Source organism: Cupriavidus sp. FW305-F7 (assembly GCF_058782875.1).
Window position 1 is genome coordinate 13,687 of sequence record NZ_JBYSYC010000070.1, and the last position, 13,823, is coordinate 27,509.

Below are 13,823 nucleotides of genomic sequence, written 5' to 3' on the forward strand. Positions count from 1 at the left end.
AAGGCCATGCCGTCCGCCGTCGCTGGCGCAAGCTGGCTTGCCGTTGCCGGCGGCGTCGCGCTGTCCGTGCTGGGGCCGTCGCGCATGGCCATGGCGGCCGGCGTGGTGGCAGCCTATGCGGGCTTCTGCAGCGCGGCGCTTGCACACCATCGCCAGCGGCGCGCGCGCGTGGCGACACTGGGTGGCACGGAAGCGGGTGCGACGCTGGTTGCCTATGCCTCGCAGACCGGGTTTGCCGAACAGCTGGCGCTGCAGACCGCCACCGCGCTGCAGGGCGCGGGCGTGCCGGTGCAACTGCTGTCGCTGGCCGATGTCGATGCGCGGCGCCTGCAGACATGCCGCCAGGCGCTGTTCCTGGTCAGCACCACCGGCGAGGGCGACGCCCCCGACAGCGCGTCCGGCTTTGCGCGCCGCTTGCTGGCTGGCGCGGATGGCCTGCAGTCCTTGCGCTACGGCATCCTCGCGCTCGGCGACAGCAGCTACGCGCGCTTCTGCGCCTTCGGCCACGCGCTCGACGGCTGGCTGCAGCGCCACCGTGCGCAGCCGCTGTTTGACCTAGTCGAAGTCGACAACGGCGACGCCGGCGCCCTGCGCCACTGGCAGAACCACCTGTCGGCCCTGAGCGGCGGCGCCGAGATTGCCGACTGGGAACGCCCGCGCTATGACAGCTGGCGGCTCGTGCAACGCCACCATCTGAACCCCGGCAGCCAGGGCGCGCCGGCGTTCCACCTGTCGCTGGCGCCGCAGGGCGATGCGGCAATGGACTGGCAAGCCGGCGACATCGCCGAGATCGGCCCGTGCCACGCGCCGGCCGAGGTTGAACGGCTGCTGGCGCGGCTTGGCCTGGACGGCGCCACGCCCGTGCGCTGCGATGGCCGCGACACCACCCTGGTCGAGGCCGTGGCCACGCGCATGCCATTGCCCGAACCGCACTTCGCGGTGATGCAGGGCCTGCCGCCGCAGCAACTGGTGGACACGCTGCCGCCGCTGCCGCACCGCGAGTATTCGATCGCCTCGCTGCCGCAGGACGGGCACCTCGAACTGCTGGTGCGGCAGACCCGCTACGGCGACGGCCGCCTCGGCCTGGCCTCCGGCTGGCTGACCGAGCACGCGGCCGTGGGCGCCCGCATCGCGCTGCGCATCCGTACCAACCGCAGCTTCCACCCGCCGGCCGATGACCGGCCCCTGATCGTGGTCGGCAATGGCACCGGGCTGGCCGGCCTGCGCGCCCAGCTCAAGGCCCGCGCCGCGGCCGGGCAGCGCCGCAACTGGCTGCTGTTCGGCGAGCGCTCGGCGCAGCATGACGCGTTCTTTGCCGGGGAACTGGCCGCATGGCAGGCCGACGGCACGCTGCGGCGCGTGGACCATGCCTGGTCGCGCGACGGCGGCGCGCCGCGCTACGTGCAGGACGCCCTGCGCGCACAGGGCGAGACGGTACGCCAATGGGTGGCGGACGGCGCGGCCGTCTACGTCTGCGGCAGCCTGCAGGGCATGGCCGGCGGCGTCCATGACGCACTGGCGGGGATCCTCGGCGAAGACGCGCTGCGCCGGCTTGCCGACGACGGCCGCTACCGGCGCGACGTCTACTGAGCGAACCCGCAGCGACACGCGCCGTGCGGAGATCGGCCGTATGGCTCGCGCGCTGGGCGGGGATGCACTATCTTCCGTGTGAACTGCAAGACATCTGCAGCCAATCACAACACCGAGGAGACCTGATGTTACGCACCCCCCGCCGCCTGATCGCTGCGCTGGCCCTGCTCGCCACTACCATCCCGGCCGCCATGGCCGAAGTCCCCGCCCGCAACAACCTGCTTGCCGTGCCCGGCCTGGAGAAGCCCGCCAGCGTGCTGGTCGACCGCTGGGGCGTGCCGCATATCTATGCCGGCACGCTCTACGACGCCTTCTTCGTCCAGGGCTTCATGGCCGCGCGCGACCGCCTGTGGCAGATCGACCTGTGGCGCAAGCGCGGACTTGGCGAGATGGCCAGGGATTTCGGCCCGGCCTATGCCGACGGCGACCGCATGGCGCGCGCGGTGCTGTTCCGCGGCGACATGTACCGCGAATGGCTGGCGTATGGCTCCGACGCCAAGCGCGTGGCCGAGGCCTTCGTGGCCGGGGTGAACGCCTATGTGGCGCTGACCGAGCAGAGGCCCGAGCTGCTGCCGCCCGAATTCCGCAAGCTCAACTACAAGCCTGCGCGCTGGCAGGCCGAAGACATCGTGCGCATCCGCCACCACGGCCTGACGCTCAACTTCACCGGCGAAGTCGAACGCGCCCAGCTCTATTGCCAGGCCAAACAGGACGCCCCGCGTGCCGACTGGCTGCGCCGCGAACTCGACCCGCAGATCGAGCCCAGGCTCAGTCCCGGCATCGACCCCTGCACGGTTCCCGCCGCCGAACTGCGCCGCGCCTACGAACTGGCCACCGCCGCAGCGCGCTTCCCGAAAGAGGCGTGGGGCAATGCGCAGGCCGCCAGCATCCCGCTCGACCAGCTCTACGCACTGGTGGACCCCAACAGCGACACCGGCCGCAGCCTCGGGTCGAACAACTGGGTCATCGGCGGCAAGCGCACCACCACCGGCCGCCCGATCCTGGCCAACGACCCGCACCGCTCGCACGGCGCGCCCAGCCTGCGCTATATCAGCCACCTGAACGCGCCGGGAATGTCGGTGATCGGCGCGGGCGAGCCGTTCCTGCCCGGCATCTCGATCGGGCACAACGGCACCATCGCCTTCGGCCTGACGCGCTTCTACATGGACCAGGAGGACCTGTACGGCTACGAGCTCAATCCGGCCAACCCGCATGAGTACAAGTACAAGGGCCGCTGGGAACCGATGGAGACCATCACCGAAGAGATCGTGGTCAAGGGCGAGTCCACCCCGCGCAAAGTCACCATCGACTTCACGCGCCACGGCCCGGTGCTGGTCGCCGATGCCGGCCGCGCACAGGCCTGGGCGCTGCGCGCCGCGTGGCTCGACTACGGCATGGCGCCGTACTTCGGCTCGATGGACTATATGCGCGCGCGCAACTGGGACCAATTCCGCGCCGCCATGAACCGCTGGGGCGCGCCCGGCGAAAACCAGGTCTATGCCGACACCAGCGGCAACATCGGCTGGATCCCGGGAGGGCTGACCGTCAAGCGGCCCAACTGGGACGGCCTCACGCCGGTGGCGGGCGATGGCCGCTACGAGTGGGCCGGCTACCGCAACATGGACGAGCTGCCGTGGGCCTTCAATCCCGCGCCAGGCTATATCGTCACCGCCAACGAGAACAACATCCCGCCCGAGCACCCCGCCGCGAAACTTGGCGTGGGCTACGAATGGAGCGACAGCTCGCGCGCGCGCCGGCTCAAGGCTCTGGTGGGAGCCAATGCGCGCAGCTCGGTGCAGGACTCGATGGCGTGGCAGAACGACACCGTGTCGCTGCCGGCGCAGCGCGCGGTCGCGATGCTGCAGGATGTGAGCAGCGATGACCCGCAACTGGCCCGCGGCCTGGACCTGCTGCGCAACTGGGACGGCAACGAGCGCGCGGACAGCGCCGCCGCGGCACTGTTCGAGGTCTGGTTTAGCAAGCACCTGCGCCAGGCCGTGGTGCGCGCCGCGCTGCCGCCAGAAGCCGCGCGGCTGGTGGGCGCGGGCGATGCCGCGCGCGTGCTGGCGGTGCGGGAGCAGCCCGGGCCGCGGATGCCGGTGGAGCGGCGCAATGCGGTGATGCTGGAATCGCTGAAAGCCGCCATGGCCGAACTCGAAGCCAAGCTCGGCCCCGATCCGCGCGCATGGCAATGGGGCAAGCTCCACACCGCCGTGTTCACGCATCCGATGGACCCGATCCTGAGCGACGCGGAACGCCAGCAGTTCAACGTCAACGCCGGCCCGATCGGCGGCTCGGCCTTCACGCCGATGAACACCAGCTACCGCAACACGGACTTCCGCCTGACCGCCGGCGCGTCGTTCCGCATGGTGCTGGACGTGGGCAACTGGGATGCCTCGCGCGTGGTCAACACGCCGGGGCAGTCAGGGAATCCGGCCAGCCCGCATTACCGGGACCTGGCGCCGTTGTGGGCGAAGGGGGAGTATTTCCCGCTGGTGTATACGCGCAAGGCGGTGGAGAAGGCTAGCCGGGAACGGTTGGAGTTGGTGCCGCAGTGAGGGTGGGGAACTCATGCGTCTGAAGTAGCCATGAAGCCTGGCAGCGCACCCCTCTCCCGCAAGCGGGCGAGGGGTGCAAGCCGGCGGGAACCGAGAGGCGGCAGCGGACGCGGCGCTTGCCGCTTTCTCTTACTTCAACATCTTCAACAACGCCTCCGCCACCGCATCAGACGATGCCGGATTCTGCCCCGTCACCAGTCGCCCTGCGACCACGACATAGCTGGCCCAGTCCTCGCCACGCGTGAACCGCCCGCCGTTGGCCTTGAGCATGTCCTCCACCAGGAAGGGCACCACCTTGGTCAGCTGCACGGCTTCTTCCTCACTGTTGGTGAAGCCGGTCACCTCCTTGCCCTTGACCAGCGGTTCCCCGTCCGCGCTCTTGGTATGGCGGAACACCGCCGGTGCGTGGCATACCGCTCCCACCGGCTTGCCGGCGCGGTCGAACTGCTCGATCAGCGCGACCGAGCGCTTGTCTTCGGCCAGATCCCACAGCGGGCCGTGGCCGCCCGGATAGAAGATGGCGTCGAAGTCTTCCGCCTTCACCTGGTCCAGCGTCAGCGTGCTGGCCAGCGCAGCCTTGGCGGCCGGGTCACTTTGGAAGCGCCGGGTGGCATCGGTCTGGGCGCCGGGATCGTCGCTTTTCGGGTCGATCGGCGGTTGGCCGCCCTTGGGCGAGGCCAGCGTGATGTCGGCGCCGGCGTCCTTGAAGACGTAGTAGGGCGCGGCGAATTCCTCCAGCCAGAAGCCGGTCTTGTGGCCGGTATTGCCCAACTGGTCGTGGGAGGTCAGCACCATCAGGATGTTCATTGTTCCGCTCCATGTCGGTTCACAAGCAGCCGGGCTGAAATGCCGCGGCACTGGCAACATCCTAGGCAGCGGACTATGATTCGAAAACTTCTATTATTCGATCTCTGCTATCCAAAAAATGAATATCGGCAGCAAGGACCTTAACCTGCTGTACGTGTTCCACGTGCTGTATCAGGAGGGCAATGCCTCGCGCGCGGCCGCGCGTATGGCGCTGAGCCAGCCGGCGCTGAGCCACAAGCTCAACCGCCTGCGCGACGAGCTGGGCGATCCGCTGTTCGTGCGTGCGCCGCGTGGCCTGACGCCTACGCCGCGCGCGCATGCGCTGGCGCCGCAGGTGCAGCGGCTGGTCGGGGACCTCGACGCGTTCTATGACGCCTGTGCCGGCCACGATTACCTGGCGCGCAGCGAGCACCTGCATATCTACACCACCGACTACATGGAGCAGCTGCTGCTGCCCGCCCTGCTGCCGCGGCTGCGCAGCCAGGCGCCGGGCGTGGTGCTGGTCACGCACAACACGCGCGGCGAGCTGCCGCGCGAGGAACTGGAGAAGGGCACCTGCGACCTGGCGATCGCGGGCTTCTATGAGAACCTGCCTGATACCTTCCATCAGCAGCGGCTATGCAGCGAGGACTTCGTGGTGCTGGCCTCGCGCGCCAATCCGCGCATCGCCGACGGCCTCGATCTCGACGCCTTCCTGGCGTGCGAGCACCTGCTGACCACGCTGACCGGCGACCTCAACGGCGTGGTCGACCGCGCGCTGGCCCGGCAGGGGCACAAGCGCACAGTAGTGGCGGGGTTGTCGAGCTTCCTTGCCCCGAGCCGGCTGGTGCGCGGCACGGAACTGCTGCTGACCTGCCTGCGCTCGGTCGCGGAAGAGGCGGTGGCGCGCGATCGTGAACTGGTGCTGCTGCCGGTGCCGTTCGCACTGCCCCAGGTCGACATGATGCAGATCTGGCACGCGCGCACCGATGCTGACCGGCTGCGGCGCTGGCTGCGCCAGCAGATCCAGGAGGTGGCTAGCGGCATCAGCGCGGCCGAGCCGGCCGCGCGCAAGCCCCGCGTCAGGCGCGGTTGACCACCGGCAGCAGCGCGCCTTGCACGGCGCGAGCCGCATCCGAGGCCAGGAACAGGATCACATCGGCCAGCGCGTCCAGGCTGACCCAGCGCGTGGCATCGGCATCCGGCATGGCCTGGCGGTTCTCCGGCGTATCCAGCACGCTGGGCAGCACCGCGTTGACGCGGATGCCCTGGTCGCGCAGCTCTGCCGACATCGATTCAGTCACGCGCGCCAGCGCGTCCTTCGAGGCGCAATAGGCGCTCATCTGCGCCAGCCCGCGCGCCGCCGAGTTGGCGCCCACGTTGACGATGGCGCCGCCGCCGGCGGCCAGCATGTGTGGCACCACCGCGCGCGCCATGTTCAGCACCGTGCCCACGTTCATGTCGAACAGGTGGTTCCAGGCGTCGGCGCTGGTTTCATGCACGCTTGGGCCCATGGCGAAGCCGCCGGCCAGGTTGCACACCACGTCGATGCGCCCGCCGGCCTGAACCGCTTGCGCGACGGCCTCGCTCAGTTGGGCGGCATCAAGCAGGTCCGCCTGCAGCGCCAGGTGGCCCGTGCCCGCTTCGGGCAGCGGCGCCACATGCCGGTCCAGCAGCACCACGCGCGCGCCTGCCTGCGCAAAGGCCTGCGCCACGGCGCGGCCCAGGTTGCCGTGTGCGCCGGTGATCAATACGTTCTTGTCGTTGAAGTTCATTGCGTGCTCCTGCGCCGTCGTGGCGCGCATGGTCGGGGTCAGCATCGCCCGGGGCCGGCTTTTGCCATCGTGGGCCGGGGCGAAAAACGCAAGCCAGTCTACGCACCGCTCCCCAACATTTGCTTGCGAAATTGCCTCGGGCTAACCCTTGAACGGCACAGGAAGTTGCGCGCCGGGTCGGCGTCATTGCCGATTGCGCCGTGGCTTGCGCACTGGTGCGGTGTCCGCGGGGGCGGCCGCCGCTTCCGCTGCCGCGGTCTGTTCAAGGAAGGCCACCAGCAGCCGCGCCGCCGGTGACAGCAGTTCCAGGTCGCGGAAGCAGATGGCAAAGCGCCGCCGCGCCCAGTCGTTGCGCAGCGGGATCACGCGCAGGCCGAAGGTGGGCGCGATCGGCGCGGCGATCTCGGCCGGGATGATGGTGATGCCCAGGTTGGCCCGCACACAGCGCAGCGCAGCGTCGAAGGTCGAGACCACCGCGCGGTAGGCAATGCCGCGCCCGAGGATGGCCGCATAGCGCGTCAGCATGGTCTGCACCGCGGTCTGGGCGGGCATGCCGATATGGTCGCAGTCCAGCGTGTCCTCGAAGCGGCAGTCGGCGGCCTGCGCCAGCGGATGCGAGGCATGTACCACTGCCGCGAGCTGGTCGGTGCGGTAGGGCCGGGTCTGGAAGCCTTCCAGGTCGGCCGCGTCCCAGCAGATCCCCAGCGGCGCCGAGCCCTCGCGCAGCGCGCGCACCACGTCGCTGCTCAGGCTTTCCTCGATGGTCACGCGCACGTCGCGGTTGACCGGTTGCTGCAGGAAGGCGGCAATATCGTCCGGCAGCGATTCGGCCATCGACGACACCGTGGCCAGCAGCCGCACCTGCCCGCGGATGCCGGCGCCGTAGTCGGCCATGTCCCGCGCGACGCGGTCCGCCGCCGCCAGCATGGCGCGCGCATGCGCCAGCACCATCTCGCCCGCGGGCGTCGGGATCACGCCGCGGCGGCGGCGTTCCAGCAGGGTTGCGCCCACGGTCTCCTCCAGTTGCGCCAGCCGCTTGCTGATGGCGGATGCCACGATGTGCTCCTGCTCGCCCGCGCGCGCCATGTTGCGGGTTTCGCAGACGGCGATGAACAGGCGCAGGGTGGTGAGGTCGAGGTCTCGCATGGCTGTGAGGGAATGCGGGTTTCCGGAATGGAATGGTAAGCCCTCTTTGGTTGCCGGAATCATGCATCCGGGAATTCCTGGATGTCGCTGTGCGGCGCCAGGCAGACATTCCGGTTCGGAATGTTATCGTGCATAAATCACCGCTTCAGCTCTTTGGCAGAAACTCATAGAGTTCTTCCGTCGCCCCCACCGCGGGGCGCAAACCGGAAGCCCCTGAATCATGTCTGTTCCCTTTCCCCGCCACGCCGTTATCCGCGAAGTCGGATTGCGCGATGGCCTGCAGAGCATCCGCACCATCCTGCCCACGGCCAGCAAGGAAGCGTGGATTCGCGGCGCCTACGCGGCCGGCCTGCGTGAGCTGGAAGTCGGCTCGTTCGTGCCCGCGCACCTGCTGCCGCAACTGGCCGATACCGCGCAGCTGGTCGCGTTCGCGCGCACGCTGCCGGGCCTGTTCGTCTCAGTGCTGGTGCCCAACCTGCGCGGCGCGCAGGATGCGCTGGCCAGCGGTGCGGACCTGATGCTCGTGCCGCTGTCGGCCAGCCATGCGCACAGCCTGGCCAACCTGCGCAAGACGCCGGACGAGGTGGTGGCGGAAGTCGCCCGCATCCGCGCCGCGCGCGATGCCAGCGGCGCGAAGACGCTGATAGAGGGCGGTGTCGGCACCGCGTTCGGCTGCACGCTGCAGGGCCATGTCGATCCCGATGAAGTGCTGCGCCTGATGCAGGCGCTGCTCGATGCCGGCGCCGACCGCGTCAGCCTGGCCGATACCGTCGGCTATGCCGACCCGCGCATGGTGCGCGAGCTGTTTGCGCGCGCCGTCGATATCGCCGGCGATCGCTTCTGGTGCGGCCATTTCCACGATACCCGCGGGCTTGGCCTGGCCAACGTCCACGCGGCGCTGGAAACCGGCGTGAGCCGCTTTGACGCTTGCCTGGCCGGCATCGGCGGCTGCCCGCACGCGCCCGGCGCCAGCGGCAATGTCACGACCGAAGACCTGGCCTACATGCTCGGCAGCATGGGCATCGACACCGGCATCGATATCGGCCGCCTGCTGGCGCTGCGTGAAGACGTGGCTGGCTGGCTCAAGGACGAAACCCTGCACGGCACGCTGTGGCGCGCCGGCCTGCCCAAGACCTTCCCGGCCCAGCACGCTGGCGCCGCTGCCTGAGACGCAAGATGACCCAAGACAACAGAAACTCCCTGCCGCTGGCCGGCATCCGCGTGGTCGAATTCACGCATATGGTGATGGGCCCCACCTGCGGCATGATCCTGGCCGACCTGGGCGCCGAAGTGATCAAGGTAGAGCCGCCCGGCGGCGACAAGACGCGCAACCTGCCGGGCCTGGGCATCGGCTTCTTCCGCGCCTTCAACCGCAACAAGAAGAGCGTGGTGCTGGACATCACCACCGAGGAAGGGCGCGCCGCCGCGGCCGAGCTGGCGGGCCAGAGCGACGTGCTGCTGGAGAACTTCCGGCCCGGCCTGATGCAGAAGCTGGGGCTGGACTACGCCACGCTGTCGCGCGACTACCCGCACCTGATCTACGTCTCGCACAAGGGCTTCCTGCCCGGCCCGTACGAGAACCGGCTGGCGCTGGACGAGGTGGTGCAGATGATGGGCGGCCTGTCCTACATGACCGGCCCAAGCGGGCGTCCGCTGCGCGCGGGCACCTCGGTCAACGACATCATGGGCGGCATGTTCGGCGCCATCGGCGTGCTGGCCGCGCTGCGCGAGCGCGACCGCACCGGGCGCGGCCAGGAGATCCAGAGCGCGCTGTTCGAGAACTGCGTGTTCCTCGCCTCGCAGCATATGCAGCAGTTTGCAATGACCGGCGAGGCGCCGCCGCCGATGCCGTCGCGCGTGTCGGCGTGGAGCGTGTATGACGTCTTCACGCTGGCCGGCGACGAGCAGCTGTTTATCGGCGCCGTCAGCGACAAGCAGTTCGTGACGTTGTGCCAGGTGCTGGAGCACCCGGAGCTTCTCGACAAGCCCGAGTACGTCAGCAATGCCTCGCGCGTGGCGGTGCGTCCGCAACTGCTCGATGAGCTGGGCGCAATCCTGCGCCACCACCGCAGCGCAGAACTGGCGCCCAAGCTCGAAGCCGCCGGCATCCCGTATGCGCCGATCGTGCGCCCGGACCAGTTGCTCGACGATCCGCACCTGCTTGCCAGCGGCGGGCTGGTGCCGATGCAGGCCGACGATGGCTCGACCACGCCCACGGTGCTGCTGCCGCTGCTGATGGGCGGGCGCCGCCCGGGCGTGCGGCGGCCGCTGCCTAGGGCCGGCGAGCACAACGAAGAGATCCTGTCGCAGCTCGGCCAGGGCCGCAACGGCTGAGCGGTACCACGACGGGCATGCCGCGGCACAGCGGCAGCCCGCAAAGATCCTACGATAACGATACGGAGACAACCCCATGCACCCCCGTCGCATCCTTCTCAAGTCAGGGCTGGCGCTGGCCGCCACCATGGCCGCCGCGCTGGCCGCGCCCGGCATCGGCGCGCTCGCGCAGGGCAGCACCGGCAAGCCGGTGCGCCTGATCCTGCCGATCAGCGCCGGCTCCGGCGTGGACACCATCGCGCGCGCGGCCGGTCCGGCCCTGGGCAAGGCCTTTGGCCAGCCGGTGGTGATCGAGAACCTGCCCGGCGCCGGCGGCATCACCGGGGCCGCGGCCGTGGTCAAGGCGCAGCCGGACGGCAGCACGCTCGGGCTGGTCTCGAACAACCATGTCATCAACCCGAGCGTGTTCCGCACGATGCCGTTCGATGCCATCAAGGACATCACCCCGATCAGCGTGATCGGCACCACGCCGCTGGTGCTTGTCGTGAATCCCAAGGTGCCGGCAAGGAACGTGAAGGAACTGGTGGCGCTGCTCAAGGCCAAGCCCGACGGCTACAACTACGGGTCGTCCGGCAATGGCACCATCATCCACCTGGCCGGGGAGATGTTTCTGGACGAGGCCGGCGTGAGTGCGCGCCATGTGCCGTACAAGGGCACCGGGCCGATGATGAACGACCTGATCGCCGGACAGGTGGAGCTGGGCGTGGTCGCGCTCAACGCAGTGGCGCCGCACCTGAAGGCCGGCACGCTGCGTGCGATCGGCGTGTGCGGCGACAAGCGCTCGGCCGCCGCGCCGGACATCCCCACCATCGCCGAACAAGGCTTGCCCCGCTACAACGTCGCCGGCTGGTTTGCCGTGGTCGGCCCCGCCGGCATGCCCCCGGCAGAGGTCAAGCGCGTGCATGACGCATTTGCCAGGGCCTTCACCTCGCCCGAAGTGCTGGAAGCCATGAAGAAGCAGGCCACCGTGATCGAGCCCGGCACACCCGAGGCAGCCGCCAGTTTCTTCCGCAGCGAGGCCACGCGCTACGCCGCCCTGGTGAAGAAGGCCAACGTCAAGGTCGAATAGCGACGGCTGGGCTGAACCATCGGGCACGGCCTGCAGGCCGCGCGGCGAACGCCTAGAATGCAGCATCGCCCCCGTGACGATGCCCTGCAGGAGGACGCGCCATGACCGACAAGCCAGTCAGGATCCCCGGCCCCGACCACCCGATCACCATCACGCCGACTGCCGGCAGGGTGGTGGTCAGGGTGGCGGGCATTGCCATTGCAGACAGCGACGCGGCGCTGACCCTGCAAGAGGCGACCTACCCACCGGTGCAGTACATCCCGCGCGAGCATGTCGACATGACGCAGCTGGAGCGTACAGCGCACACGACGTACTGCCCATACAAGGGCGATTGCAGCTATTTCTCCATCCCCGCCGGCGGCGAGCGCGCGCGCAATGCGGTGTGGAGCTACGAGACGCCTTACCCCGCGGTGGCGGCGATCGCCTCGCACCTGGCCTTCTACCCCGACCGCGTCGACAGCATCGAGATCCTCGGCGCCTGAGCGCGCGCGCCGCCTGGCATGGCGGCAATAGCCATCTGCGGATTCGGCACGCCCCATGTGCTGGACATAGTCAGCGCCCTAGGGGCCGAGTGCCGCGTCGATCATGGCCACGGCCAGCCCGACCAGTAGCGCAACCGCCGACGCGATGAACCATCGCACGGTCTTGCGGTACTCATCCACTGCATCGTCCTCGATGCGCAGCGCGCGATAGAGCGCCACGATCTGCAGCGACACCGCGGCCAGCAGCGATACCGCGGCGAACAGCGCGCGCAGGTTCCAGTGGCCGGGACTCTCGAAGCCCCAGAATCGCCAGAACGCCAGCGAGAAGCCGAGCAGCACTGTGATCGCGGTAATGATGCCCTGGCGGTAGCCGTTGGGCACCAGTTGCGGCGCGGGCTTGGGCGCAGCCGCTGGCTCGGGGGCATTCATCTGGCGCCTCCATGATAGTTTTGCGCGGCCGCAGTCCGAGCCGACAGCCCTGCCGCTACGCCGCGGGCTCAGCTTCGGTTCTCCGGCAACTGCACCACGGCCAACGTGGCATCGGCAGTACCGATGACCCTGCTGACATGCCCTTTGCCCGTGGTGTCTTCCAGCAGCAGGGCACTGCCCGCCGACAGCGGCCGCAGCTCGCCATCGCTGGCTTCGAACTCCATTGCCCCCGCCAACACGAAGATCCACATGCGCAGCGGCGACGGGTGCAGTGCTCCCACCCAGCCGGCCGGCACCAGCAGGAAGCCCTGGCGCGCGGCCTCGTCCAGCGGCGACACCCAGAAGGCGCGCGCGGGCGGTGCGAACAGGCGCTCGGTGATGGCAACGGAAAGGGGGCCAAAGTGGGATTCGCCGTCGGCATCCGCGAAAAGCCGTTCGAAGGCCAGCGGTGGACGGGCGGTTGTGACGGGTTCGGCAGTGACAGCCATGGCGGACCTCCCTGCGGCGCGTTGCGCGCGGCATTGTTATGCAGCCAGTCTAGGCTGCCGGGCGCGGAGTGCAATGCCGGTCACGGGGCGCGCGCTGGTGCCCCGCACCGTGCGTCAACCCTTGCTGAAGATGCTGTAGAAGTCCGGCGTGCCGCTGTCGGGCACGCTCAGGTCGAGCGAACCCTCGATGTGTTCCAGGTGTTCCGCCATCAACGCGCTGGCGCGCGCGGCGTCGCGCTGCTCGATGGCGTCGATCAGCTGGCGGTGCTCATGCTCGGCGCAGGCCGGCGCGCCGGGGCGGTCGTACAGCGTGATGATGAGGCAGGTCAGCGACACCATCTCGCGGATCAGCTTTTCGAGGATGGCATTGCCGGCCATCTCGGCCAGCAGGATATGGAATTCTCCTGACAGGCGGATCATCGCGGCGCGGTCGCCGCGTGCGCGCGCGTTGTCTTCTTCCATCGCGTGGCGGCGCAGGCTGCGGACCTTGGCCGGCGTGGCACGCTGGGCCAGTTCGGCTGCCAGCGCGGGCTCGACCACGCGGCGTGCCTGGAACACCTCGCGCGCCTCGTCCACCGTGGGGCTGGAGACAAAGGCGCCGCGGTTGGGTACCAGCGTGACCAGCTTCTCATGCGCCAGGCGCGCGAAGACCTGGCGGATACGCGCCCGGCTGGCGCCGGTCACTTCGCACAGCCGTTCCTCCACCAGCTTGGTGCCGGCCAGCAGGCGGTGCTCCATGATCGCGGTCAGCAGGCTCAGGTAGATCGCCTCGGTGGCGGAAGCCTCGCTGGTGGTGGCCTCCGGGCCGGCACTTTCCTCCGGCGCGGCATTGGCGGTGGCCTTGGGTGCCGTTTTCAGTGTTGCCTTGGACGCGGGCCGGCGCGGCGTTTTTGCTGCGGTGCCGGGCGCCGCCTTCTTCGATGTGGTTGCCATATCAGGGGACGGACATTCAGCCTGTCGCCGGAAATGGCGACGAAAGACGGCTATATCGTACACAAATATGGCGACACGGGCGGCATTTGTCAGGCCGGGGCAACTTCCTCGCGCATCGTGCCCGCGGCTGCGAACGGGTGCACCTGCGCCCAATGCCGGGCGATGTCGACACGGCGGCAGATCCACACCTTGTCGTGTCCCTGCACATAGTCGAGGAAGCGCTGCAGCGCGCG

General features: G+C 69.2%; 13 protein-coding genes. 7 read left to right on the forward strand and 6 right to left on the reverse strand.

Going from position 1 to position 13,823, the window contains the following annotated elements; genetic code table 11:
- Window positions 1–6: 6 nt before the first annotated feature.
- Window positions 7–1,590: a sulfite reductase subunit alpha gene (locus AC3WL8_RS37110; RefSeq protein WP_211982228.1), complete on the forward strand. Its 1,584-nt coding sequence runs from the start codon at window positions 7–9 to the stop codon at window positions 1,588–1,590.
- Window positions 1,591–1,715: 125 nt separating this feature from the next.
- A complete protein-coding gene (locus tag AC3WL8_RS37115) occupies window positions 1,716–4,148 on the forward strand; it encodes a penicillin acylase family protein (RefSeq protein ID WP_211979491.1) in 2,433 nt (810 codons plus the stop codon).
- Between the two features lie 129 nt (window positions 4,149–4,277).
- Here the strand turns inward: AC3WL8_RS37115 and AC3WL8_RS37120 are convergent, their stop codons facing one another.
- Window positions 4,278–4,955 carry a type 1 glutamine amidotransferase domain-containing protein gene (locus tag AC3WL8_RS37120; protein ID WP_153956598.1) on the reverse strand — a complete coding sequence of 226 codons (678 nt, stop codon included), beginning with the start codon at window positions 4,953–4,955 and terminating at the stop codon, window positions 4,278–4,280.
- A 118-nt stretch (window positions 4,956–5,073) separates the two neighbouring features.
- On the opposite strand from AC3WL8_RS37120, the gene AC3WL8_RS37125 reads away from it, so the two are divergent.
- Window positions 5,074–6,030 carry a LysR family transcriptional regulator gene (locus tag AC3WL8_RS37125; protein WP_013954013.1) on the forward strand — a complete coding sequence of 319 codons (957 nt, stop codon included), beginning with the start codon at window positions 5,074–5,076 and terminating at the stop codon, window positions 6,028–6,030.
- Here the strand turns inward: AC3WL8_RS37125 and AC3WL8_RS37130 are convergent.
- On the reverse strand, window positions 6,017–6,709 hold the full coding sequence (locus AC3WL8_RS37130; RefSeq protein WP_013954012.1) for an SDR family NAD(P)-dependent oxidoreductase: 693 nt from the start codon (window positions 6,707–6,709) through the stop codon (window positions 6,017–6,019). The genes AC3WL8_RS37125 and AC3WL8_RS37130 overlap by 14 nt on opposite strands.
- A gap of 183 nt (window positions 6,710–6,892) precedes the next feature.
- Window positions 6,893–7,855 carry a LysR family transcriptional regulator gene (locus AC3WL8_RS37135; RefSeq protein ID WP_211979489.1) on the reverse strand — a complete coding sequence of 321 codons (963 nt, stop codon included), beginning with the start codon at window positions 7,853–7,855 and terminating at the stop codon, window positions 6,893–6,895.
- A gap of 220 nt (window positions 7,856–8,075) precedes the next feature.
- Between AC3WL8_RS37135 and AC3WL8_RS37140 the strand changes: the two genes are divergently transcribed.
- The 4 genes from AC3WL8_RS37140 to AC3WL8_RS37155 all read left to right on the forward strand — a co-directional run bounded on the left by AC3WL8_RS37140 (window position 8,076) and on the right by AC3WL8_RS37155 (window position 11,740).
- Window positions 8,076–9,023, forward strand: coding sequence for a hydroxymethylglutaryl-CoA lyase (locus AC3WL8_RS37140; protein WP_013954010.1), 948 nt, complete (start codon window positions 8,076–8,078; stop codon window positions 9,021–9,023).
- An 8-nt stretch (window positions 9,024–9,031) separates the two neighbouring features.
- Window positions 9,032–10,189 (forward strand): CaiB/BaiF CoA transferase family protein, encoded by a 1,158-nt coding sequence (locus AC3WL8_RS37145; protein WP_013954009.1) that lies wholly within the window; start codon window positions 9,032–9,034, stop codon window positions 10,187–10,189.
- Window positions 10,190–10,265: 76 nt separating this feature from the next.
- Entirely contained in the window at window positions 10,266–11,258 is a 993-nt protein-coding gene (locus tag AC3WL8_RS37150) for a tripartite tricarboxylate transporter substrate binding protein (protein ID WP_153956594.1), read from the forward strand.
- 101 nt (window positions 11,259–11,359) lie between these two features.
- Entirely contained in the window at window positions 11,360–11,740 is a 381-nt protein-coding gene (locus AC3WL8_RS37155) for a DUF427 domain-containing protein (protein WP_013954007.1), read from the forward strand.
- Between the two features lie 78 nt (window positions 11,741–11,818).
- Here the strand turns inward: AC3WL8_RS37155 and AC3WL8_RS37160 are convergent, their stop codons facing one another.
- The 3 genes from AC3WL8_RS37160 to AC3WL8_RS37170 form a co-directional block, all read right to left on the reverse strand.
- Window positions 11,819–12,169 (reverse strand): hypothetical protein, encoded by a 351-nt coding sequence (locus AC3WL8_RS37160; RefSeq protein ID WP_013954006.1) that lies wholly within the window; start codon window positions 12,167–12,169, stop codon window positions 11,819–11,821.
- Window positions 12,170–12,237: 68 nt separating this feature from the next.
- Window positions 12,238–12,657: a cupin domain-containing protein gene (locus AC3WL8_RS37165; RefSeq protein ID WP_013954005.1), complete on the reverse strand. Its 420-nt coding sequence runs from the start codon at window positions 12,655–12,657 to the stop codon at window positions 12,238–12,240.
- Window positions 12,658–12,771: 114 nt separating this feature from the next.
- Window positions 12,772–13,590 carry a GntR family transcriptional regulator gene (locus AC3WL8_RS37170; RefSeq protein WP_211979488.1) on the reverse strand — a complete coding sequence of 273 codons (819 nt, stop codon included), beginning with the start codon at window positions 13,588–13,590 and terminating at the stop codon, window positions 12,772–12,774.
- Between the last annotated feature and the right edge of the window lie 233 nt (window positions 13,591–13,823).